Source organism: Acinetobacter tandoii, from assembly GCF_008867985.1.
Classification (GTDB): domain Bacteria; phylum Pseudomonadota; class Gammaproteobacteria; order Pseudomonadales; family Moraxellaceae; genus Acinetobacter; species Acinetobacter tandoii.
Genome location: NZ_VXLD01000005.1, coordinates 62,397 through 84,885 on the forward strand (window position 1 = coordinate 62,397; position 22,489 = coordinate 84,885).

The window sequence follows — 22,489 nt, forward strand, 5'->3', positions numbered from 1 at the left end:
AAATGGCTGCTTTTGAATAGGGGTAAAGCGCGTGATTTCAGTAGGTATTGTTGGTGGAACAGGTTATACAGGTGTTGAATTATTGCGCCTATTGCTTCGACATCCAAATGTACAAGTAAATGTACTGACATCACGTACCGAAGATGGCCGCCGTGTCGATGATATGTTCCCAAGTTTACGCGGACATACAGACCTTAAATACTCAGACTTAAATATTGAACAATTAAAACAGTGTGATGTGGTGTTTTTTGCGACACCGCATGGTGTAGCCATGAAGCATGCTGAAGAATTGGTTGCAGCAAATACTAAAGTGATTGATTTAGCTGCTGACTTTCGGTTGCAAAATTTAGTGCAATTTGAAAAATGGTACGGTATGCAACACGCATGCCCTGAGCTGCTTAAAGATTCTGTGTATGGTTTATCTGAATTAAACCGTGACAAAATTAAACAGGCAAATGTGATTGGTAACCCAGGTTGTTATCCTACAACAGTACAACTGGGCTTGGCACCATTGTTTAAGCACAGTGACACATTGGTTAAACCTGAGAGTATTATTATTGATGCGAAATCAGGTGTTTCAGGTGCTGGGCGTAAAGCAAGCATGGGTATGATTTACACTGAAAACGCTGATAACTTTAAAGCTTATGGCGTCGCAGGACATCGTCACCATCCTGAAATTGTAGAAGCCTTAGAAAATATTTCAGGTCAAACAGGTGTTTTTGATCAGATCTTGTTTGTTCCGCATTTAGTACCCATGATTCGTGGCATGCTCAGCACTATTTATGTGGATTTGACTGATGCAGGTGCTAAGTTGGATTTGCAAGCATGGTATGAGCAATTCTATGCAAATGAAAGTTTTGTAGACGTGATGCCTGAAAATAGTTCACCTGAGACCCGTTCAGTGCGTGGAGCCAATCAATTACGCATTGCTCTATATAAACCACAACCTAAAAAATTAGTGGTTTTGGTTGCGCAAGATAACTTGGTTAAAGGTGCTGCTGGTCAGGCTGTTCAAAATATGAACTTAATGTTCGGTTTTGATGAAACAGCAGGTCTAGAAGGCATTGGTTTATTACCATAAAACTTATTAAATACCTTCACACACATTTAAATTTAGATTTAAATGTGTGTTTTGAATAATTCAAAATAAGAGATGACGATGCAGAATACTGACTCGAACACTACGTCACAATCGAATGAACCTGTCAAAAAGCCTTTTCTCGAAACCAATTTACCTTTGGTGATTGGTGCTGCCGTTTTGGTGCTTGGAAGTGGGTTTATTGGCTATTCGGTCGGACATCGGCAGGGTTTAACAGTGGTTGGTTATGATGCAGATGCCGAACAACTGGTTGAAGTTGTGCAAAAGCAAAAACAAACGCTTGAAGGCTTAAACAAAAGCATGAACACCGCAGTGCAAGAGCGTGATGTTGCGGTCAGTAATTCAAATGATTTATTCACCGCACTCAATCAGGCAAAAGACAGTGAAACTCAGGCTAGAAGTTTAAGTGCACTATATCGGGAAATATTACGTCAACGTGGTGGTTTAAGCCTTACTGTACAAAATTTAAGTATTAAGCCTTTACCTGAAAATGCTTTTGAATATCAGCTAGATTTAGTACAAGTCAGCCCAAGTAAACGTAATACTTCTGGGGAAGTAGCCTTACATCTTATTCAAGGCACTGAAGTTTTGGTTGTTCCAATGGAAGATAAAAACTTTAACTTTGATGAATATGAGCGTTTGACTGGACGTTGGACAATGCCTAAAGGCTTTACCCCGCAATTTGTAGAAGTTCGTTTAACTGGAACGAATACACCTGTAATTAAACGCTTTAGTTGGGCGAAAGGGAATGCAGTTGAGTCACCATCTGCCAATATCTCTGAAATCCCTCAAGCTGAAGCGAATGCTCAATAGTTGTAAATGATCATATGCGAAATTCGAAACGCCCAATTTGTCTAAACGACATTAAAAGTAGTTTTTATCAGTCTGGTTTAGTGGACTGGCATTTTAATCCGCGTTTAGTGGATGAACCTCAGCACGATGAGTATGGGGATGTTGCTGTACAAACTGCGCCACCCGAATTAAAGCGTCCATCTTTGTATGCTGTCGTTTTAATGAACGATGATTACACCCCAATGGACTTTGTAATTGAAATTTTACAACAATACTTTGCAATGAATCTTGACCAAGCCACTCAAGTAATGTTAACAGTACATTACGAAGGTAAAGGTATTGCAGGCGTATATCCAAGAGACATCGCGGAAACCAAAGCGAACCAAGTCAATAATTACGCTCGATCTCAAGGTCATCCACTACTTTGTCAGATTGAGCCAAAAGATTAAGGGGGTTACATGCTCAGTCGTCAATTAGAAGTATCATTACGTTTGGCTGTAAGCATGGCTCGTCAAAAGAGACATGAGTTCTTAACAGTTGAGCATTTATTATTGGCATTACTGGACAATGACTCTGCTGTGAATGCATTAAAAGCATGTGGCGCAGATATCATCGTCTTACGGAAAGAATTAGAAGAATACGTAGAACAACATACTCCTAAACTTGGTGAAAACAGCGATCAGGCGCCGCATCCAACTGAAAGTTTTGATCGTATTCTGCAACGTGCCATTTTCCACGTACAATCGAGTGGTGGTGACCGCACTGTAGAAGGGGCAGATATTTTAGTTGCAATGTATTCCGAACGGGATTCATTTGCAGTTTATTTATTAAAACGTCATCAAATTAACCGTTTAACCTTAACGCAATACTTGTCGCATGGTACGCGTAAAGACGAAGTGCAAGTTGAAGAAGAAGCTGAGGAATTGGATGGAGAGTCCGCATCTTCAGCCAATGCAGGTCCATTAGAGCTTTACACGACCAACCTGAATCATGAAGCACAAAAAGGTAAAACCGACCCACTGATTGGTCGTGAAAAAGAAATTGAACGTGCGGCACAAATTTTATGCCGTCGCCGTAAAAATAATCCATTATTGGTGGGCGATCCAGGTGTGGGCAAGACTTCGATTGCGGAAGGTTTAGCTTGGCTTATTGTTAATGGTAAGGCACCAAAGCCGCTTGCAAATGCTGAAATTTTTAGTCTGGACATTGGTGCATTAGTGGCTGGTACTAAGTACCGTGGAGATTTCGAAAAACGGCTAAAACAATTGTTAAATGCGTTGAAGAAAAGACCTGAGGCTGTCTTATTTATTGATGAAATTCATATGATTATTGGTGCTGGCTCAAGTATGGGGAGCACAATGGATGCATCGAATTTGATCAAACCAGCTTTGGCGAATGGATCGTTGCGTTGCATTGGTTCAACCACATTCCAAGAATATCGCCAAGTGTTTGAAAAAGATCATGCACTGTCACGTCGTTTCCAAAAAATCGATGTTAATGAGCCATCCATTTCTGAAACGATTGATATTTTACGTGGTTTAAAATCTAAATTTGAAGATTTCCACCACGTGAAATATGACGATAAAGCACTGGTTTCAGCGGTAGAGCTGTCTGCGAAATTTATCAATGATCGCTTCTTACCAGACAAAGCGATTGATGTAATTGATGAAGCAGGCGCACAGCGTCGTTTGAAAGCAGAACAAGATGAAAGCTTGATTACTGTTGAAAATATTGAAGATATTGTTTCCAAGATAGCCCGTATTCCACCAAAAACAGTATCCAAAGATGATAAAACAGTTCTGGAAAATCTTGAACGTGATTTAAAACGTGTGGTATTTGGTCAAGATGAAGCAATTGATGCATTGTCTTCTGCCATTAAGTTGTCACGCGCGGGTTTAAAATCTCCAGACAAACCTGTCGGAAGCTTTGTTTTTGCAGGCCCTACAGGGGTCGGTAAGACAGAGGTTACCAAACAGTTGGCGAAGTTGCTCGGTGTTGAACTGGTTCGTTTCGATATGTCTGAATATATGGAACGTCATGCAGTTTCACGTTTGATTGGTGCGCCTCCAGGCTATGTAGGATTTGATCAAGGTGGCTTATTAACCGATGCGATCCATAAGAATCCGCACTGTGTATTGTTACTTGATGAAATTGAGAAAGCACATCCAGATGTCTTTAATTTGTTATTACAAATTATGGATCATGGTTCTTTAACTGATAATAATGGTCGTAAATCAGATTTCCGCAATGTGATCTTGGTTTTAACCACGAATATTGGTGCAGAAAGCATTTCTCGTGTCAGTATTGGTTTTATGGAACAAGACAATAGTCGTGATAATCAGGAAGCGATGAAACGAGCATTCTCTCCAGAATTCCGTAACCGTCTGGATGGTGTGATTCAATTCAAAGCACTCCCTACGACTGTTATTGAGAGTGTGGTAGATAAATTCTTGACTGAGCTGCAAGCGCAACTCGATGATAAGAAAGTCATGCTTGAAGTCGATCAAAGTGCGCGTGAGTGGATGGCTGAACATGGTTATGACCGCCTCATGGGTGCTCGACCAATGCAAAGATTGATTCAAGAGCATTTGAAAAAACCACTTGCTGAAATGATTTTATTTGGTGAGCTGGCAGAACATGGTGGCAACGTAGCAGTTTCTGTGAAAATGGAAAATGGTGAAGCTGTTGGTTTGAAACTTGAAGTATTTGAAGATCAAACTGCTGAACCTGCTTAATTGACTTTTTTATCAATAACCCGTGTTTACACGGGTTATTTTTTGCTCATTTTTTAGTAGCACTCTATTTATAGTTTTCTGACGGTGACAAATATCTCTATGGATATGCCATTAATCAAAATTTTGACCACAGTTTACTTATTTGTCCTTACAGCAATTGCTGAGATTTTAGGTTGCTATTTTCCATATTTAATTTTAAATCAAGGGCGTTCTTATTGGTTATGGATCCCAACGGCGCTCAGTCTGGCTATTTTTGTGTGGTTACTGACTTTACATCCCGCAGCTTCTGGTCGGATTTATGCTGCTTACGGAGGAATTTATATTTTTACTGCACTTATGTGGTTACGATATGTCGATCAAGTCATGCTATCAAGATGGGATGTATTGGGTGGGGTCATTGTATTAGCTGGGGCAGCAATTATTATTATGCAGCCCCAAGGACTCATTCGTTAAAGTCTGTTATTCAAAATTACAGTCTGAGTTCTTTAAAGTAAGATTATAATTTTTTTGTTCTGAAGTGAGTTTAATTTGAACTTGATATGGATTTACTCTTTGGAATTGATGTTCGAAAAATTTAGGACAACTATGCACTAATGTTTTTTTCATCATTTCATGAACTTGATCATCACCAATGTCTTGGGCGAATTGTTTAAAGTCTGGCGAAGTAATTAGCCCTGATATTTCTATGCGATTTGCATATAAGCGCATTTTTTCAATCACGATGTTTTGATCAAGTTGATAGGGCATCGTACGAGAATCTTCATCACTAATATAATCTAAGATTTCATTCAGCGCAGTTGAATTTTTAACTGTGTAATTTGTATCGACGATCTTTTTCTTTAATAAATATTGATCTAAATCTGTAGGTTGTGCCAAAGCAAACATGGTGAAAGTCGTGGTGAATACACCAAGAATAATAGTTTTTAATTGCATATGTTTAATCACTTATAGACATTATGGTTTTGATTATATCGTCGCCGAAATAAAAAAAGCACCCAAAGGTGCTTTTTTTAGATGGATTTCTTAGTCTTTTTTAAGATTTTCATTTATAAGAAATTCAACCAATGCCTTTTGAGCATGTAAGCGATTTTCAGCTTCATCCCAGACTACAGCATTTAAATGGTCTAACATGGTTTCAGAAATTTCTTCACCACGATGAGCAGGTAAGCAATGCATAAATAGACAGTCTGGGTGAGCAAGATTCATTAAGCGTTCATTCACTTGGTAATCAGCAAAAGCTTTTTCACGGATTTTTTGCTCTTCTTCTTGTCCCATGCTTGCCCAGACATCGGTTACGATCAGGTCAGCATTGACGGCCGCATCTTCCGCAGAGTCAACTAATTCAACACAGTGAGCAAACTCGGATAAGAATTTTTCTTGTGGTTCATAACCTTTCGGCGCTGCAATTTTTAATTTAAAACCCCACATATGTGCAGCTTCGATATAAGAATTACACATGTTATTACCATCACCAATCCAAGCGACGGTTTTACCTTCGATTGAACCACGATGTTCAAGGAAAGTCTGCATGTCAGCAAGTAATTGGCATGGATGATGGTCATCTGTCAAAGCATTAATTACAGGGACTTTTGAATAAGAAGCAAAACGTTCAACAATATCGTGCCCAAAAGTTCGGATCATCACGATATCTAACATGCTTGAAATAACACGTGCTGAATCTTCAATAGGTTCACCACGGCCAAGCTGAGTATCACGTGGAGATAAGAAAATTGCGCTACCACCAAATTGGCTCATGCCTGCTTCAAACGACACGCGTGTTCGGGTGCTCGATTTTTCAAAAATCATGCCCATAACTTTACCAACAAAAGGTTGAAAAATTTCGTTATCGTGCTGTTTTCGTTTCAATTCGATTGCACGATGCAAAATTTGATTGAGTTCTAAAGTTGATAAATCGCGTAAAGTAAGAAAGTGACGTAGAGCCATGGTTACTCCACAATAATTGCTGTTTCAAGTACAACAATTAGTTGTTGGTTGGTTAAAAGAAAAGACTAACAGTTATATACTAAAAATGTTAGGAAATGCAAAAAAACTAGACTTTTTGATGACCGTCTAAGAAGCGATCGACACAATAATGAATATATTTTAAGTTTTCTTGCTCATTTTCCTGCACATAGATATTCATGAGCACTTGCCATTCTAAATTGCGCACGATGCCAAAAAAGAGTTGAGCAGAATATTCAGGTTCTTCACATGTAATGAGTCCAAGTTCATTGGCTTTTGTTAATATACAAGCAATTGCATTTTGAATATGTTTTGGACCCTGTTCATGGATATGTTGAGCAAGCTGCTTACTACGCTGGGTTTGTTCCATGATAAGACGAAAAAAAGAAGCATTTTCAGGTAAGACGAGATGGATTTGTAAATTCAGTAAAGTCTGGATGAGGTAGTTGCGTAAGTCATCTTTCTCAATATTGAAGGGCATACAAATATCTTTAAAAAATTGCTCACGACGATAGTCACAGATTGCAGTAAATAGACCTTCTTTATTCCCGAAATATTTGTAGATAGAGGCTTTGGAGCCACCAGCATGATTGACGATGTCATCTAATGAAACAGCATCATAGCCATGTTTTAAGAACAAGTCGTTTGCACTCAATAAAAGCGCAAGACAACGCTCATGACCACGTTTGGTATGTGGCACGTCGCGTGCAATAGGTTCTAAATCTGCTATATCATGCATGTTTCTGAAAAGTATCTTTAAAAATCACTTGAAATTATAGCAAAAGTTTGTACAAATTTATTTAATCCATAGTATTTATATGTATTTCTGCTGTTATGAGATTAATTAATAACACTATATTTATCTATTGTTGTAATGCATTCACTTTTAGATTGGATCAATCATAACATGGAGTAATGTTTCTCCATGTTATTTAAGGTGTTGTGGCTTAGTGACTTAAGCTTATTGTGCAATCACTTTGACTAAAATGGTTTGGCTTTCTTCAAAGTCATCTTGAATTTGTTTGCGCTGCAACTCTTTACTTTTCACTTTGAAATCTCGATTTTGAAAGTGAATAACTAATGGGATTTGATCAAAATATTGACCATCGACATCTAATTCTTCTTCAAACAGTGGTGTGCCAAGTTGGTAATCTTTACTTTTTAAAACCACATATTTGACGGTTGTTTTCATTGTAATCTCTACCTTTGTTTCTATGCTTTATTTTTAGTTGTATCAGTTTTTAAGCATAGAATAAACCGTTATGCTTAGGGTTTGACTACGAATTGGACAAATAACACCTAAATAAGCTCATGAGGTGTGATGGGGAAATTATGCTCAAGCAATGTTGTAATGAATTAGAGCGGCAGCAGCTCAAAATAGCATTCATAGAAAGTGCCAGTTCAGGTTTTTTGTGCAGCCAATTTTCGATTTATAAACATAGTGGTGCGGAAATTTTATTGGGTGGTTTGGTTTGTTACGATCCAAGCATTAAGCTACAAGTGTTGCATCTTGATCCAAAATTAATTGAGCAGTATACAGCGGAGTCTGCAGAAGTTACGCAGGCATTGGCAAAGACCGGACAGAAACTATTTACACATGCTGATGTGATTGTCGCGTGTACAGGTTTGTTAAAACCTGGTGGAAGTGCAACAGCAGAAAAGCCAGAAGGAACTTTTTTTATAACCATCCTATTTGCTGGAAAATTATATGATTACCGTTATTTGATTACAGGCACACCATTACAAAGGTTAAATGAACTAACAGAAAAAGTTGCTACGTCGGTTTTGTTATTAATTACGACAGACTGAAAATTATCTCATGAATAAAAAAGAGTGTGATGTTTGATTAATAATGTTTCTTTTTTGTCTATAATTGTCAAAAAATGTCACACTTTTGGGTTGTAAATGTAGTTTAAACATGTCTAAATAGAACTACCTCTTAAGAAATGGGGGTGGGGTATGAAAGCTTTAGAATTATTAATAACGTCATCGTCGGTTGTGATGTTGATGATAGTAGTTTATGCCTTTGGGCAAATGATGCATTAATGACTTTGAAAATATCATCTTATTTTTAAAAGTTAAATAAACCCTAGTTTTATAACTAGGGTTTATGCTGTGAGCGATGAAAATGAATGCTTTTCTTTAGCTCCACCAATAACGCAAAATATGAAAAAAAATTGGTGCTGAGAAGCAGATTGAATCTATACGGTCTAACATGCCACCATGACCATGAATTAATTGCCCCCAGTCTTTGACACCGCGATCTCTTTTGATCGCAGACATGACCAGACCGCCAAAGAAGCCAAAGATACACACAATTAAACCAATGAGTGCTGCCTGCCAATAACTAAATGGTGTTAGCCATTTCATAAGAATGCCTAAGCATGTTGCCAGAAAAATACCGCCTAAAAGCCCTTCAATGGTTTTAGATGGCGAAAGTATCGGTGCAACTTTGTGTTTTCCAAATAGTTTCCCGCAGACATATTGCAGTACATCAGAGGCTTGTACCACAATAATTAACCAAATGGCGAGCCAGATTTTTTCACCTTGAAAGCCAGGTAATTTTAAATTGATGAGGGCTGGTACGTGCGAAATACAAAACACACAAACCATGAGTCCCCATTGAATTTTGGCACTTCGTTCTAAGAAATGTTTGGTATCTTCCTGTTTCAAGCTAGCGATTGGGATTAACAGAAAAACATACAATGGAATAAAAATGGAATATAGACCGTACCAATCGATATAGACCAAATAATATTGATAAGGAATAACAAAATAGAAAGCGATTAATAATGGAAAATAATCACCACGTCGGGTCGGCAATAAGCTAATAAATTCTCTCAGGGCAAAAAGTGAGATAATTGCAAAAAGTAAAATAAAAGTAACTTTTCCCATTAATATCGCTGTAGCAAGCACAATGAGCATGACCCACCAAGCATTGATACGTGCGTTTAAATTATCAATGACAGGTGAAATTTGCTGAGCAGTCCGTTTCTTTAAGATCCAACCAACGGTTGAAGCAAAGACCAATATTCCAGTAAAAATTGCAAAGAGCAAATAGGTTTGCTGTAAGTTGGTTGCTGTCATTGGAACTCAACCTCTTTCAATTCTAATAATGCTTTCTGTGCTTGCAATAAGAAGTCATTTTTATCTGTATGGGCTGTGAATGTTAATGGAGCACCAAAAATCACAGTCGATAATAATGGGAGCGGCACCAGTGCACCTTTAGGCATAACACGTTTAAGATTCGAAATCCAAACAGGAATAACTTCAACATCTGGAAATTGTTGACTTAAATGATAAAGCCCGCTTTTAAAGGGTAATAGTTCGACATCATCATTTAAATTACGTGTTCCTTCTGGGAAAAAAATAATAGAGTCACCTTGCTGCAGAACATTTTTAATAGGTTCAAGAGGGTCTGACAGCCCATTATGGCTTCTTTGAATCGTCACCCCTGTAAATGTGTCATGAATCAGAAAACGTCGAAAGCCATCTTTCAGCCAATAATCTGATGCGGCTACAGGGCGTGTTTTACGGCGTATAGGCGTTGGTAGTGAAGACCACAGTAAAATAAAATCGATGTGGCTATTGTGATTGGCATAGTAGATTCGCTGCGTGGTTGCAGGTTTGCAACCGACCCAGAGGCTACGAGCACCCGTTAACATTCGTGCGCTACGACGGGTTAAAAAAGCAATAAAACGTGCCAATGATTGAGAAAGAAAATGTGCTTTATGATCGGTTTCAGTTGAGGAAGAATTTGTACTTTGCATAACGTCACCGAGTTTTATTTTTGTTGTAATAAAAATATCATGAGCGATATTAAAACGATATATTGGCATAAGACCAGAAATACATGAAGCTTAAATAAGTGCATACAGCCTTGAATGCGAATATCCCAGCTACGCTGTTGCTTTTTAGCAGGAATGAGTCCTAATTCGAGTAAACTCTGGTCAAGTATTTGCGTTTTCTGAACGATGGATTGTGCATCTTCAATCTGCTCTGAGTTAGTCCCGATCAAACTTAACAGCTCGGCATCGAACTTAATTCGAATACTAAGATAATGTTGGAGTAGGCATAAAACAAAAATAACGATGAGCGAGAGATAGACACCAATCGACTGCCAAGCGTAAAAAAAATAGCAAAGCACGGAAAGCGTAAATGCGATATAACCTGCATTACGAAGGCCATCTGTATTTTGTAGTAACTTGGCGACAATCAGTAATTTCATGTCTTGACCTGCTGTAAATATTGTTTTTGATAGATCTCTAGCGCTGCGAGTTGCTGAGCATTCAGTACAATCCAAGGTCGAGCCTGACGAATGATTTGAATGGCATCATCAACTTGATGGGCATGCCCAGTTTGGAGCAACCATGCAGCAAGTATACTGCTACTGCGTGAATATCCTAAGGCACAAAAAATCATAACTTTCGTATTATCGTATTGTGAAGACAGCAATTGATTCAATGCTTGTACGGCAAGATTTAGCTGTTGTGCTTGTAAGGGAATGAGATCAAGACTTAGATATTGCTGATAATCATATGGTGGTTTTAAAGGCAGTTCTGCACAACAATCAAATAAACCATCATACTGCTGCATGTTTTGAGTTGAAGGAATTCTGCCTAGAAAAATCTGAGTGTTCTCATTGGTCAGAATTAAAGAATCGTTGGGATGTGTTCTGGTCCAGATACGGCTATTGAGTTTTGCGAAAAGAAAATAAGGTGCAAATAAAACCCACGCTGCAATACTCATGGTGCCATTGGGTTGTTTCTGAAAAAAATGTGGACGATTCAGGCTATAAGCGCAAGCAACCAAGAATAAACTGCTTGCGGGGTAAGCCAACCAGAGCATCCATCCTTTAAAAAACAGAGCTAAAAATGTGAGAAGGAGTGCGGCAATAAGATAATAACTAGCTAATTTAAAATGCTTTAAAGTTCGTTGCTGCACTTTTTCTGTTTGTAATGGAGATGATGCATAGAACGGAAATAACCACAAACAGAATGCACCAACCCAAATGCCAGTCGGGATATCAATAAAATGATGCTGCCATGTGGTTAGTACCGATACACCAATTAGAAAACTCCAAAGATCGACAAACCAGCGATAAGAGGAAGGTACATGTCGACGATAAAAATCCCACAAGATCATTAACAGGACAATATGTAAGGATGGGGCTTGATTAAATGGTTTATCAAAACCCATGAGAATATCAAACCAAACACCAAAGAAGCCTTGTAGTTCGGGGCGCTCAAAACTGAATTTCAGTGGAAATAATAAAAAACAGCCAATAGAAATCAGTTGTGCGCTGAAAAGTCGAAACACATGCTGTTTGAGTTCAAATTTATTCCAGCACAGCAGCAGTGAAAGTCCATAAAATAAGTCGATTGACCAATAAGGAACAATTGTCCATGGCCATAGCGGAATATATTTTTCCCAAGTGAACACAATGCTTGGAACATAATTTAGCCCCGCGGCATAATGATTGGCAAAGCCGTAACTTAAAAAGAAAAAAGGGGCAAGAAATAACAGGCAGAGTATTCCCCATTTCCATGTACCTGCCTGATGTATGAGTGCCTGCATAAAATGTTACGGCTCGATCTTTTGCGCGACAGAAACCGTAAAAATGCCGAACTCATCAATACATTGATCAATTTTCTTAAATCCAGCTTGTTCGACCAAAGCATCCATCTCTGCCTGTGAACGTAAGCGCATGACCCATGCTTCACCTTGACGATGTGAAGTGAGTGCGCGGGCAATAAACTCTTGCTGCGGATGCCAAATTTGTCCCGTATAAATCAGATAGCCATCTTTGAGCATGGCTTTATATAGTCCAGTTAGAGATTGACGTAATAAATCATTATCACTAAACAACTCATAGAGTCCTGAAACAACAGCTAAGGTTGCTTTGGGTTTAATGTTTGCGAGAGATGCTGTATCAAAGGCATCGGCTTGAACAAAAGTTGCAATTTCGTTTAGGCCTCTTTCTTGAATGAGTGCTTGTCCAGCTTTAACATTGAGTTCGCTATAATCACGTAGCAGAATAGATTCTGGTTGTTTAGGTAATTGTGCAACTGCATCTAAAATATAACGTCCATGTCCAGCCGCAATATCTAAGATACGAACTGGTTTACGTTTTTTAGCCAACAATGCGGTATATTTTTCCAGTAGGGATTCAATATTTTGTTTACGGACTCGAATGCCACGCCAGCCAATCGCATTTAAATACTGTTGATCAATGACTTTACCCAGTAAATTCTGGCTTTCTGGTTGATTACGATAGACAAAGTCTAGGGTGCTGCCAGAGTCGTAGCCTGTTTTTTCGCCAATTTTAAGGCCTTTAGAAAACTGACTACCAAATTTGAGTTGACGTTGAGTCAAATCCCAAAACAGTTTTTTAAGAGATGTTTTTGGTAGTGCTTGACTGAACTGTTCAGCAGTTGAGCAACTTGCGCCAATTTTATCGGCATTTAAAACGTCTGGCATATCATAAGGATGTGCAAAACATTGTTGAATAAAGCGACGGACTTTTTTAACGGCAATCTCGCGGTTTTGTTCCCCTAAAGTATCGTGAAAAAAGCCTTCTAAAACATGAAATTCTTTATTTGGATGTGCCAAACGTTCATAAAAGTCGCGTTGCGGTTTTTGCTGCACCACAAAGTCGGCACCTGAACATAGGACTTGAGTGGGTACATAGATATTTTGGGCATCTTTAACCAACCGTTCGGCAGCATCATATAGTCCCAGTAACATACGTACAGAAATGGCTTTGGCAATTTTCGGGTCATGATCATACTGCTGGGCACGGTCTAAATCATGCGTCAGCATTTTGGCTTTGACATAACTTTGGATAAAGAAATTGCCGCGTAATTTATTCAGTAACGTTAAACCTTGTTTGGCAAAGGGTACATACAACTTAATGTCAAAGGCAGGCGATGCTAAACATAAGGCACGAATTTTAGGTGCATAGTCATGTACCCATGTAGCAGCCAATACAGCTCCGACACTTTGAGCAACTATTGCAATATTTTCAGGTGGGATGGCATAGGTCTGTTCAATATGCTGAACAAAATATTGAATGTCTTTCACACAAGCCGAAAAACTGGGTGCATCGCCACGTTCACCAGGTGATTCACCATGACCGCGTGCATCCCATGCAAAAAAATCAAAATTAGGCAGGTCTAACTCTTCCACCAAATGTGCCATACGACCCGAATGTTCATGCCCGCGATGAAACATCACAATGGCTTTTTTCTCTGGGTTGTGCGACGAAGCCCAATGTCGATAGAACAAGGATGTGCCATCATGGCTGGTGAAATGTTGCTGACTATTGTTATAAGGCATTCTTTATTGTCCTAATGATCAATTAATTTGAAGTTTTTTCAATTGCATTACGTATGCGGTTATAGATCGTAATCACGAGTAAAAGTGTAATGATAGCTAATAAGCCATTACTTATTAATTCTTGTAGCTTAAAAGTGATATGTGCTGAAAAATATTGGCTGAGTACGTAAAAGACGGCTAACACACTAAACCAGAATGCGCGGTCGCTCTTTCCCATAGGGCCATCATAACGGCGCTCTTGCCCAATCACAGGGGCCATGACTCCTGCGTATTCACTGAGGATGGCTAAGAATACAACGCATAATAACAATGTTGGAGATATGCAACTCAATACTATAAAGCACAAATATAGCGCCGTGTCTGAAATCACATCACACAATTCATTTAGATAAGCACCTAATTGTGATTGTTGATTAAATTCGCGTGCCAACATGCCATCAATCGCATTAAATGCCATCCGTATAAGCATCCAGATTGGAACAAGTAAAAAAAATGCGGCATTTGCCATCGGTTGCGCGTGGAATGTGTAAGCCAAGAAACTTGCGATCAGCAAAGAAATCAACATTGCAAACAAAGTTACCTGATTTGCAGTAATACCATGTTGATATAAGCGACGAACAAAAGGTCGTAAAAAATTCTGAAAAGCTGGTTTAAGCTGATAAATAGAAGGCATTGGCTTTTTTAAGTATCGTATTTTGCTTGAATTGTACCCATTTCAGGAAGTTGAATTCAAGCTAGATGAATTTCGAAACTAATAGCCTAAGTGGAATTCACATTTTAATTATGAAATGCCTATAATTACGCGGTTTATTTCAATTGTAGAAGCAAGATGACGCCAGCCTGCAAATTATTAAAAAGCAAAAAAGTTGACTTTTCTATTCATGAATATGAGCATGATGCCAATGCGAAAAGTTTTGGTTTAGAAGCAGCAGAAAAGCTGAGCTTAAAAGTAGAGGAAGTGTTTAAAACACTTTTAGTCACCGATGATAAGAGCTATTACGTTGCAATTTTACCTGTACATCATTTACTAAACTTAAAAAAAGTGGCAACAGCAGTCGGGGCAAAAAAACTGCATATGGCCGATCCTAAAGATGCCGAGCGTTTAACAGGCTATTTGGTTGGAGGCATTAGTCCAATTGGACAAAAGAAAAGACTTAAAACTGTAATTGATAAAAGTGCTCAAACCCTGACCAAGATTTACGTGAGTGGTGGAAAACGTGGATTGGATATTGGTTTAGCGCCACAAGACCTGAGTGAAGTTTTAGGTGCTATTTTTGCAGATGTTGTTGATGAATAATCATACATTAAAGGGAGATGTAAATATTATTTAATGATCTGATTTGTTTAGATAAAGTCAGAATGATAATATGCGCGACCTTAATCAGTAGCGAACAGGGATGAAGTAAGATGGGGAAATTTTGGATTATAGCAACGCTATGCATGAGTCTTTTGCCTTTATGGGGGTGTTCTGTAGCACCTGTAACAGCGCCACCACCACCAGTTGCCATGATACCTATTCATGATTCAGATGTTATGACTCGACAATTTACGACATCACTGGCTGATTTAACTCCAGTTGCGCATAGTACCCGACCTTCCGCCGTGATCTTTTTTAATAAAGGTGTGAATGCAGAAAAATTTAACAAAGCGCTGTGTAAGGGATTTGTACAATTAGAAACAGCTCAAGATGTTGAATCCAATCAAGGCGTCGCTATTGAGAATCAAGTTGTAACCAAAGTTCCTGTAACAACGGATTTGTCACAAAATACTCGTGATTGCGATTTAATTTTAAGAGTATATGACTATAATCTTGCGGAAAGTGAATTGGTTAAGCTTAATCCTAAGTTGCTCTATTCAACGGGTCCTTTTATCGCCGTATACAATCCTAACTCTTCTCAGATAGATCAGATTATTGATTTAAGAGGCACTTCTACTACCGATTTGGAAAAATTCGGAAGAAATTGGAGTTCTATATTTACTCAGGCAGCTCAGCAATATGAGCAGGCGAATTCAAACATAGCAAATTCAGATGAAGCCAAAGAATTTAATATTTGGTTGTTCGTTCGAGATTTATTTCAAGCTTCGGTATGTGCTACAGATCCAAATTTGATCTACATTTTTAATGAGCCTGCTGGAAAAATAGCAGATATTGTTTGTAAAGGGACGAAATCATAAGTTTTTAAAAGCACTGTAGCCCATCATCAGATGGGCTTTTTTGTACGGTTTGCTTCGTATGTCAAGATCGCGTAGTATGTAAGTCCAAAGTTGGATACGCTTTGATATCCATTCTACATGCTTTGCTGATGTAAATATTATAAGTTCATAGGCACAATGCCGCTTTATAGAATAAACTCCAAACTCCCCGAATGGTCTTATTTATGAAATACTTTTTGTTTGCAAAGGCTCAATATATGAGTAATTAAATTGATTTTTTTAAATGGCTGGACGACAGCAAGAGCCATAAATGGCGATGAAATACGTGTGAAAATTATCCCTCTCAAGCGCAAACAAAGTAATTTATCTGGTGTGAGCTGGGTCGAAGTGGGTAAACAGGTTGAATTTGAGTCTGGCGAAAAATGCGCTCTTAATCTCGACGGCAAATCGTTTTATACTGAGTTGAACAAGCTTTACAAGTTAAAGAGTTAAATCAGCTATCATTTCGTCAATAAAACGTATATATTTATACATACTAGAAGAATAATTTTATTGTGTTTACTGATTTTATTGTGTTGTTGATTTTCATCCTTCATTGTATTAAAGGTTTATGTTAAATAAATTATTTTCTATTCTCAGCTTAATCTTATAGGAAATATCTTATGTCTAATTTAACGACTGGTACTGTAAAGTGGTTCAACGAAACTAAAGGTTTTGGTTTTATCGCTGCTGACAATGGTGAAGATGTATTCGCACATTTCAGCGAAATTCAAACCAACGGTTTTAAAACTTTGCAAGAAGGTCAACGAGTACAATTCACTGTAACTGCAGGGAAAAAAGGTGCTCAAGCTAGCGGCATCACAGCAATCTAAGTCTGACTTGATTGTTTTTTGTCAAAAAAGCTCGCATTAAGCGGGCTTTTTTATTGTCTAATTTATAGGTAAAACTCAACTGTTTTAATGCAAATATAGTGAATTATTAATGAATACGTTATTTATTTAAAATAAAGTTTGCTTTATCACGCATTAGGGCGTATAAAGTCAACTCGTTGATGCGGGATGGAGCAGTCTGGTAGCTCGTCGGGCTCATAACCCGAAGGTCGTTGGTTCAAATCCAGCTCCCGCTACCAACGAGAAAAGATTCAAAGTTTATAGCCCAGTCTTCCTAGATTGGGTTTTTTTATGTCTATTTGATTTGGACTTTGGATGAGATATCCGAAAATACATGTATGATCAATAGTGGGTTGAAAAAGAAAACCATATAAAAAACATATAGCCACGCTTTGAATATTTGAAGAATAATGATAAACCCGAAACAGAAAATTATTATTTCGTTACTTATTAATGACTAAGTTGTTTAGCATTGAGCTGTTTCATCATATGTTAGGTTTTTTATAACTGGTTATTTGATGTAAATTCAGGTACAAGTAAGCAAGGCATATAGTAGAACAATAGAGGATAAATACGTGGATGATTTAAGTTTAGAAATTTTAGACCAAACTTTAGATAAGTACGAAGCGAAAGGCAAAAAAATTAAGAAAATTCGGATTGGATATAAGCTCTATGCAAAATTTATGGCAGATCAAAAGTTTGCTGACGAAGTCATTAATTCAGCGCTAGACCCTGATAAGCGCTCCTATCGCGGCGTTAGAGTTAAAATTACACATGATGATGAAGAGTTAACATTTTTAATGAAAAACTAAATTTAGAGTTAGTCTTTAAGTATTTAACCTACCTTATTTTTGGGGTAGGTTTTTTATTTTCAGTGTTTTAAAAATCCCAAGATGCATACTTTGATTACATAAGATTACCTAGATCTAAACAAATAAAACAAAAAATAAGGAATTGTTGGTTGTTGTGAGTAAATTTTAATCAAAATTATTTCATATCGTGTCATTTTTACTCAGCTATTGTGTTTTTGATTAGGCTAAAAGCTGTACATAACAATAATTTGAGGAGCATAAATGCTGAAATTTCATGATGATGTGATACTGGGTGCAATTTTTGATATGGATGGAACAATGTTTGATACTGAACGTCTTCGGTTTCAAACATTGAAACAGGCATCTCAAGAACTGATTGGGCAATCATTTTCCAATGAATATTTAATGGCATGTTTAGGCTTAAGTGCCAAAACGGCACAAGCTTTGGCACAGGAAACTTATGGAGCAGATATTCCTTATGCTGAAATCCGTAAACGTGCCGATGAATTGGAGTTAGAATCTGTACGAAGCTGTGGCGTTCCTATTAAAAAAGGATTGGTTCAAGTTTTGGAACGTTTAAGAAAGTCAGGTTTGCGTATGGCAGTTGCAACGTCTAGTCGCCGTGCGATTGCTGAAGAATATCTGATTAATGCCAATGTGTATAAATTCTTTGATGTCGTGGTGTGTGGTGATGAGGTGGAGAAAGGTAAGCCTCATCCTGAAATTTTTCTGACGGCAGCGGAAAAGCTGAATCTTAACCCTGAACATTGTTTAATGTTTGAAGATTCGGAAAATGGCGTGACTTCAGCATTTGAAGCCAAAGGTATTACGGTTTTATTGAAAGATATTAAACCCGCAAATGCCAATATGCGAGCCAAAGCGAATTATTATTATCAGTGTATGTATGACTGTTTGGCAGATTTAGATGGTTTTACCGCAAAACAGGATTTGCCACAGTTGCAAGAGCCCTTTCCGCAAACGTTGAATCAATTGACTGTGGGTATTCATGGCTTTGGGGCAATTGGTGGTGGTTATTTGGCACAAATCTTGTCGCATTGGGATGGCTACACGCGACCTAAGCGTATCTTAGCTTCGACGCGCAATGCTTTGTTTCGTGAGGCGGTAAACGCTTTTGGTGGTTACTGCATTCGCTATGGACAAATCTCCTATGATGAGTCAATTCAAAATATGACTGTGATTGATGCAGATGATGAAGCACAAATGTCGGACATGTATGTTGAATCTAGTTTGATTGCTGTGTGTTTACCTGAAAATGCCTTAGTACATGAAGTAGAGATGATTGCTAAAGGATTGTATGAGCGCCATACACATCAAGCAGGTCAAGCTAAAGAACCGCTGACCTTTTTGATTATCTTGAACAAGGTCAACGCCAAACAACTTTTCCTTGATTATTTACGACAAGCCTTAAATGAATTAACCAGTGTGGCTATTACCGAGCAGATTCTACAACAACATTATTTTTGCGATACCGTAGTCAACCGTATGGTGTCGAAGCTAAGTCAGAAAAATCTATATCGTCAACTGAAAATTAAATACAACATTTTTAAACAGTTTCAGGAAGAAGTCGAAACTGAAAATACAGATCTAGATGAAAGTCTTCAGTTGGATTCGACCCAAGAGCATCAAGCTGCTGTGTATATTGAAGATTTGCGCCGTAATTTCCAACCGAGTCATATTTTACAGAGTATGGATTTAATTCTGTTTCATGCAGAGTTGGATATGCCAATTTATGTGGAAAACCAAAGCCCTTTACTGAGTAAAATGCGACAAATGGTTTTGGTCGATGATATTTCCGAGATTCAGTTGATTAAGAACCGTATGTGGAATGGAACCCATGCCATGATGGCGTGGTATGCCAGCCTATTGGGGCATGAGACGATCGGTATCGCCATGGGGGATGTACAGCTACAGCAGTTTAGTCAGCAACTCTTAGCACAAGTTAAGCAAGGTTTATTGCTGCAACTACCGCATTGGGAAGCAGACTTAAACCGTTTGGCACAAAGTTTTATCGACTCTTGTAAATTTGCCTTTAAAGACCCTTGTTCAAGGGTAGCGCGAGATCCTTTACGCAAACTGGAGTCAGGCGAACGGGTTTTATCTTCTATTCGGCAGCAAATCTTGAGTGGACAAGCATATGACCAATTGATTGCGGGTGCAGTATTGGGTTATGGCTATGCCATTTTGCATGATCAGATAGCTATAGATGATGTGATGAGTACGATGCAAAATGAAGTAGAAAAGATGTTACTTAGCACTCCACAGCAACAAGCGTTACTGATGCAATTAAAGCATGGTTTAGCAGATCTACTTCAGCATCCCGATCAGTTTGATCCTAAACGAATTTCAATTCATTTAAGTGATACATCTGCTGTTTGTGCATAATTTGAATCATTTTCAGTACAAGTTGAATATTTATAAACTTTGCCTTGCATGAGTCTGGCAAAGAACGTGTTTTAATATCACTTTGCAGTTTAAAGTGATATTAAACGTGTTTTTAGATCACATTCATCATGTTGTTCCCACGATTCACCGTGATTATCCAGAATGGCATCATGGTCGGGAGCTCTATGCACTGTGGTATATTGAAATTCAAAATCCAGACTTGATTTTGTATCTTAATCAAGTTCAAGATTATTTCTCCGAATATCTATTATTTCCCAATACACGTCAGTTTCATATCACACTGTTTATTTGTGGTTTTTTAGCACAAGATCAAGCAATTTTTGATGATGACTTCACGCAACAGCAATTCCAACAACAATATGCAGAGTTGAAGTTAAGCCGATTAGAAAAATTTAAACTGAAAATAGGTGCTCTGAATAGTTTCAGTAGTGCTTTATATCTAGAGGTTATCGATATTGACTTGGCTTTAGAAAAAATCAGAGCGCAATGTGCCCAGTTTAGTGATGAAGTTGCGGCATTAAGCTATTGCCCGCATATTACCGTGGGTCTATATAACGCTGCGTATCCCAGCCAAAGTATTTTAGACAAAATGGCTGCATTTCCTGCCCAGCAGTTTGAAATTGACATTAGCCAGATCAAGTTTGGTTATTATCATGCCCAAGTCTTACAAGGTCCTTTACATACTCTACAGAACATTTCATTAGGTGACGTATGTTGCAACTCATATTAGGGGGTGCTCGTTCAGGTAAAAGTCGTTTGGCTGAACAGATTGCACAAGATTCGGGGCTTAAGGTGCACTACGTGGCAACCGCTCAGGCTTTAGATGTTGAAATGCAGCAACGTATTCAACATCATCAATCACAACGTCCATCACATTGGCAACTCAGCGAAGAGCCGCTGTATTTGGCCGATTGTTTGCAGCGTATAGATGCGCCAGAACAACTGATCTTAGTGGATTGTCTGACTTTATGGATGACTAATCTCTTATTGGCAGATGATCAAAACTTATTGGCACAGCAGATGCAAAAATTACTCGACGTTTTACCAACTTTATCTTCCACAATTATTCTGGTGAGTAATGAAACAGGTTTAGGCGTTGTGCCTATGGGAGAGTTAAGCCGTAAGTTTGTGGATGAATCGGGGCGACTTCATCAACAACTGGCTCAACTTGCCGATAAAGTACTGTTTTGTGTGGCGGGATTATCAATGCAATTAAAAGGAGACAAATCATGAGCTGGTGGTTAGAGGCGTGTCAACAACCGAATGATGCAGCGAAACAACGTGCAGAAGCCCGCCAATTACAACTCACCAAGCCTACTGGTTCTTTGTCTGAGTTAGAACGTATCGCAATTTTATTGGCAAGTTTGCAGAATAAAGATCAACCTGATATTCAAACGCCGTGGATTAGTATTTTTGCTGGTGATCATGGGGTGATGGAAGAAAATATTTCGGCATATCCTCAAGCAGTGACCCGTCAAATGTTACTGAATTTCACCACGGGTGGTGCCTGTATTAGTGTCATTGCCAAGGAATATGCGGCAACTTTACAAGTGATTGACTGTGGTACGGTGGGAGATAATTATCAATATCCACACGTAGAAACCCATTGTATTGCTCCAGGCACAGCCAATTTTGTCAAACAGCCCGCAATGACTGAAGCACAATGTAGTGCAGCCATGAATTTGGGTAAGCAAAGTGTCGAACGTGCCGTAAAGGAAAAAGCCTCTATTTATGTTGCGGGTGAAATGGGTATTGGCAATACCTGTTCGGCTTCTGCTTTGGCATGTATGTTACTCAATGAAGCGGCAGAACAACTTACAGGTGTCGGTACAGGCATTCGTGCAGAGCAATTAGCACATAAAAAACAAGTGATTGATCGTGCTGTGGCATTACATCGTGAATATGTGCAGCAGGATGCCTTTAAAGCACTTTGTGCAGTAGGTGGTTTAGAAATTGCCGCGATGGTCGGTGCATATATCCGTTGTGCGCAATTAGGTCTACCAATGGTTGTTGATGGCTTTATTAGTACGGCTGCTGCACTGGTTGCAGTCAAACTGAATTCTGCGGTACGTGAATGGATGCTGTTCGGACATCAGTCTGCCGAGTATGGGCATCAACGCTTATTGCAAGAGTTAAACGCAGAACCAATTTTAAAACTGAATTTACGTTTGGGTGAAGCCAGTGGTGCAGGTGCAGCACTCGGCATTATTAAACTGGCATGCCACTTACATAATCAAATGGCGACATTTGCAGAAGCCGCCGTGATTGGTGAGAAAATTTAGG

Annotated in this window: 25 protein-coding genes and 1 tRNA gene; 16 read left to right on the plus strand and 10 right to left on the minus strand. The window is 38.6% G+C overall.

What is annotated here, in order from left to right; all coding sequences use genetic code 11:
- Nucleotides 1–31 precede the first annotated feature (31 nt).
- The 5 genes from argC to F4W09_RS09380 all read left to right on the plus strand — a co-directional run bounded on the left by argC (nt 32) and on the right by F4W09_RS09380 (nt 5,079).
- Nucleotides 32–1,081, plus strand: a complete 1,050-nt coding sequence (argC, locus tag F4W09_RS09360; RefSeq protein ID WP_151504607.1) for an N-acetyl-gamma-glutamyl-phosphate reductase — start codon at nt 32–34, stop codon at nt 1,079–1,081.
- A gap of 78 nt (nt 1,082–1,159) precedes the next feature.
- Entirely contained in the window at nt 1,160–1,912 is a 753-nt protein-coding gene (locus F4W09_RS09365; RefSeq protein ID WP_016167809.1) for a DUF6776 family protein, read from the plus strand.
- A 14-nt stretch (nt 1,913–1,926) separates the two neighbouring features.
- On the plus strand, nt 1,927–2,340 hold the full coding sequence (gene clpS, locus F4W09_RS09370) for an ATP-dependent Clp protease adapter ClpS (RefSeq protein ID WP_151504608.1): 414 nt from the start codon (nt 1,927–1,929) through the stop codon (nt 2,338–2,340).
- Nucleotides 2,341–2,349: 9 nt separating this feature from the next.
- The gene (clpA, locus tag F4W09_RS09375) at nt 2,350–4,626 is read left to right on the plus strand and encodes an ATP-dependent Clp protease ATP-binding subunit ClpA (RefSeq protein ID WP_016167811.1); all 2,277 of its coding nucleotides are present in this window, start codon (nt 2,350–2,352) and stop codon (nt 4,624–4,626) included.
- A gap of 99 nt (nt 4,627–4,725) precedes the next feature.
- The gene (locus F4W09_RS09380; protein WP_151504609.1) at nt 4,726–5,079 is read left to right on the plus strand and encodes a YnfA family protein; all 354 of its coding nucleotides are present in this window, start codon (nt 4,726–4,728) and stop codon (nt 5,077–5,079) included.
- 6 nt (nt 5,080–5,085) lie between these two features.
- On the opposite strand, the gene F4W09_RS09385 is transcribed toward F4W09_RS09380, so the two are convergent.
- From F4W09_RS09385 to F4W09_RS09400, 4 genes are all read right to left on the minus strand, one after another.
- Entirely contained in the window at nt 5,086–5,559 is a 474-nt protein-coding gene (locus tag F4W09_RS09385; RefSeq protein ID WP_244948559.1) for a hypothetical protein, read from the minus strand.
- Nucleotides 5,560–5,649: 90 nt separating this feature from the next.
- The gene (argF, locus tag F4W09_RS09390) at nt 5,650–6,570 is read right to left on the minus strand and encodes an ornithine carbamoyltransferase (protein ID WP_016167814.1); all 921 of its coding nucleotides are present in this window, start codon (nt 6,568–6,570) and stop codon (nt 5,650–5,652) included.
- A 106-nt stretch (nt 6,571–6,676) separates the two neighbouring features.
- Complete coding sequence (locus tag F4W09_RS09395; RefSeq protein ID WP_151504611.1) at nt 6,677–7,327, minus strand: TetR/AcrR family transcriptional regulator; 651 nt, start codon at nt 7,325–7,327, stop codon at nt 6,677–6,679.
- A gap of 222 nt (nt 7,328–7,549) precedes the next feature.
- Nucleotides 7,550–7,780, minus strand: coding sequence for a hypothetical protein (locus F4W09_RS09400; protein WP_044738480.1), 231 nt, complete (start codon nt 7,778–7,780; stop codon nt 7,550–7,552).
- 140 nt (nt 7,781–7,920) lie between these two features.
- Between F4W09_RS09400 and F4W09_RS09405 the strand changes: the two genes are divergently transcribed.
- The gene (locus tag F4W09_RS09405; protein WP_035302324.1) at nt 7,921–8,397 is read left to right on the plus strand and encodes a CinA family protein; all 477 of its coding nucleotides are present in this window, start codon (nt 7,921–7,923) and stop codon (nt 8,395–8,397) included.
- Between the two features lie 333 nt (nt 8,398–8,730).
- Here the strand turns inward: F4W09_RS09405 and F4W09_RS09410 are convergent, their stop codons facing one another.
- The 6 genes from F4W09_RS09410 to F4W09_RS09435 are packed head-to-tail and all read right to left on the minus strand — an operon-like array spanning nt 8,731 to nt 14,599.
- On the minus strand, nt 8,731–9,675 hold the full coding sequence (locus F4W09_RS09410; protein ID WP_044738482.1) for a phosphatidate cytidylyltransferase: 945 nt from the start codon (nt 9,673–9,675) through the stop codon (nt 8,731–8,733).
- A complete protein-coding gene (locus tag F4W09_RS09415) occupies nt 9,672–10,358 on the minus strand; it encodes a lysophospholipid acyltransferase family protein (protein ID WP_044738483.1) in 687 nt (228 codons plus the stop codon). Before F4W09_RS09415 ends, F4W09_RS09410 begins: the two co-directional genes overlap by 4 nt.
- Before the next feature lie 14 nt (nt 10,359–10,372).
- Entirely contained in the window at nt 10,373–10,816 is a 444-nt protein-coding gene (locus tag F4W09_RS09420) for a hypothetical protein (protein WP_151504612.1), read from the minus strand.
- Nucleotides 10,813–12,165, minus strand: coding sequence for a phosphatase PAP2/dual specificity phosphatase family protein (locus F4W09_RS09425; RefSeq protein ID WP_151504613.1), 1,353 nt, complete (start codon nt 12,163–12,165; stop codon nt 10,813–10,815). The genes F4W09_RS09420 and F4W09_RS09425 overlap by 4 nt, the downstream gene beginning before the upstream one ends.
- A gap of 6 nt (nt 12,166–12,171) precedes the next feature.
- Nucleotides 12,172–13,926: a bifunctional alpha/beta hydrolase/class I SAM-dependent methyltransferase gene (locus F4W09_RS09430; protein WP_151504614.1), complete on the minus strand. Its 1,755-nt coding sequence runs from the start codon at nt 13,924–13,926 to the stop codon at nt 12,172–12,174.
- Between the two features lie 22 nt (nt 13,927–13,948).
- Complete coding sequence (locus tag F4W09_RS09435) at nt 13,949–14,599, minus strand: CDP-alcohol phosphatidyltransferase family protein (protein ID WP_151504615.1); 651 nt, start codon at nt 14,597–14,599, stop codon at nt 13,949–13,951.
- A 156-nt stretch (nt 14,600–14,755) separates the two neighbouring features.
- Between F4W09_RS09435 and ybaK the strand changes: the two genes are divergently transcribed.
- From ybaK to cobT, 10 genes are all read left to right on the plus strand, one after another.
- Nucleotides 14,756–15,223, plus strand: a complete 468-nt coding sequence (gene ybaK / locus F4W09_RS09440) for a Cys-tRNA(Pro) deacylase (RefSeq protein ID WP_044738488.1) — start codon at nt 14,756–14,758, stop codon at nt 15,221–15,223.
- Between the two features lie 110 nt (nt 15,224–15,333).
- Nucleotides 15,334–16,101, plus strand: a complete 768-nt coding sequence (locus F4W09_RS09445; protein ID WP_104442167.1) for a hypothetical protein — start codon at nt 15,334–15,336, stop codon at nt 16,099–16,101.
- A 249-nt stretch (nt 16,102–16,350) separates the two neighbouring features.
- Entirely contained in the window at nt 16,351–16,572 is a 222-nt protein-coding gene (locus F4W09_RS17315; protein WP_104442166.1) for a transposase, read from the plus strand.
- A gap of 170 nt (nt 16,573–16,742) precedes the next feature.
- Nucleotides 16,743–16,952, plus strand: coding sequence for a cold-shock protein (locus F4W09_RS09455; protein WP_016167826.1), 210 nt, complete (start codon nt 16,743–16,745; stop codon nt 16,950–16,952).
- Nucleotides 16,953–17,132: 180 nt separating this feature from the next.
- Nucleotides 17,133–17,209 (plus strand) — tRNA-Met (locus F4W09_RS09460).
- A gap of 336 nt (nt 17,210–17,545) precedes the next feature.
- Nucleotides 17,546–17,782: a hypothetical protein gene (locus tag F4W09_RS09465; RefSeq protein ID WP_016167907.1), complete on the plus strand. Its 237-nt coding sequence runs from the start codon at nt 17,546–17,548 to the stop codon at nt 17,780–17,782.
- 261 nt (nt 17,783–18,043) lie between these two features.
- Complete coding sequence (gene mtlD, locus F4W09_RS09470; protein WP_151504616.1) at nt 18,044–20,185, plus strand: bifunctional mannitol-1-phosphate dehydrogenase/phosphatase; 2,142 nt, start codon at nt 18,044–18,046, stop codon at nt 20,183–20,185.
- A 106-nt stretch (nt 20,186–20,291) separates the two neighbouring features.
- On the plus strand, nt 20,292–20,936 hold the full coding sequence (locus F4W09_RS09475; protein ID WP_244948560.1) for a 2'-5' RNA ligase family protein: 645 nt from the start codon (nt 20,292–20,294) through the stop codon (nt 20,934–20,936).
- A complete protein-coding gene (gene cobU, locus F4W09_RS09480) occupies nt 20,918–21,439 on the plus strand; it encodes a bifunctional adenosylcobinamide kinase/adenosylcobinamide-phosphate guanylyltransferase (protein ID WP_044740639.1) in 522 nt (173 codons plus the stop codon). Before F4W09_RS09475 ends, cobU begins: the two co-directional genes overlap by 19 nt.
- Entirely contained in the window at nt 21,436–22,488 is a 1,053-nt protein-coding gene (gene cobT, locus F4W09_RS09485) for a nicotinate-nucleotide--dimethylbenzimidazole phosphoribosyltransferase (protein ID WP_151504617.1), read from the plus strand. The genes cobU and cobT overlap by 4 nt, the downstream gene beginning before the upstream one ends.
- Nucleotide 22,489 lies beyond the last annotated feature (1 nt).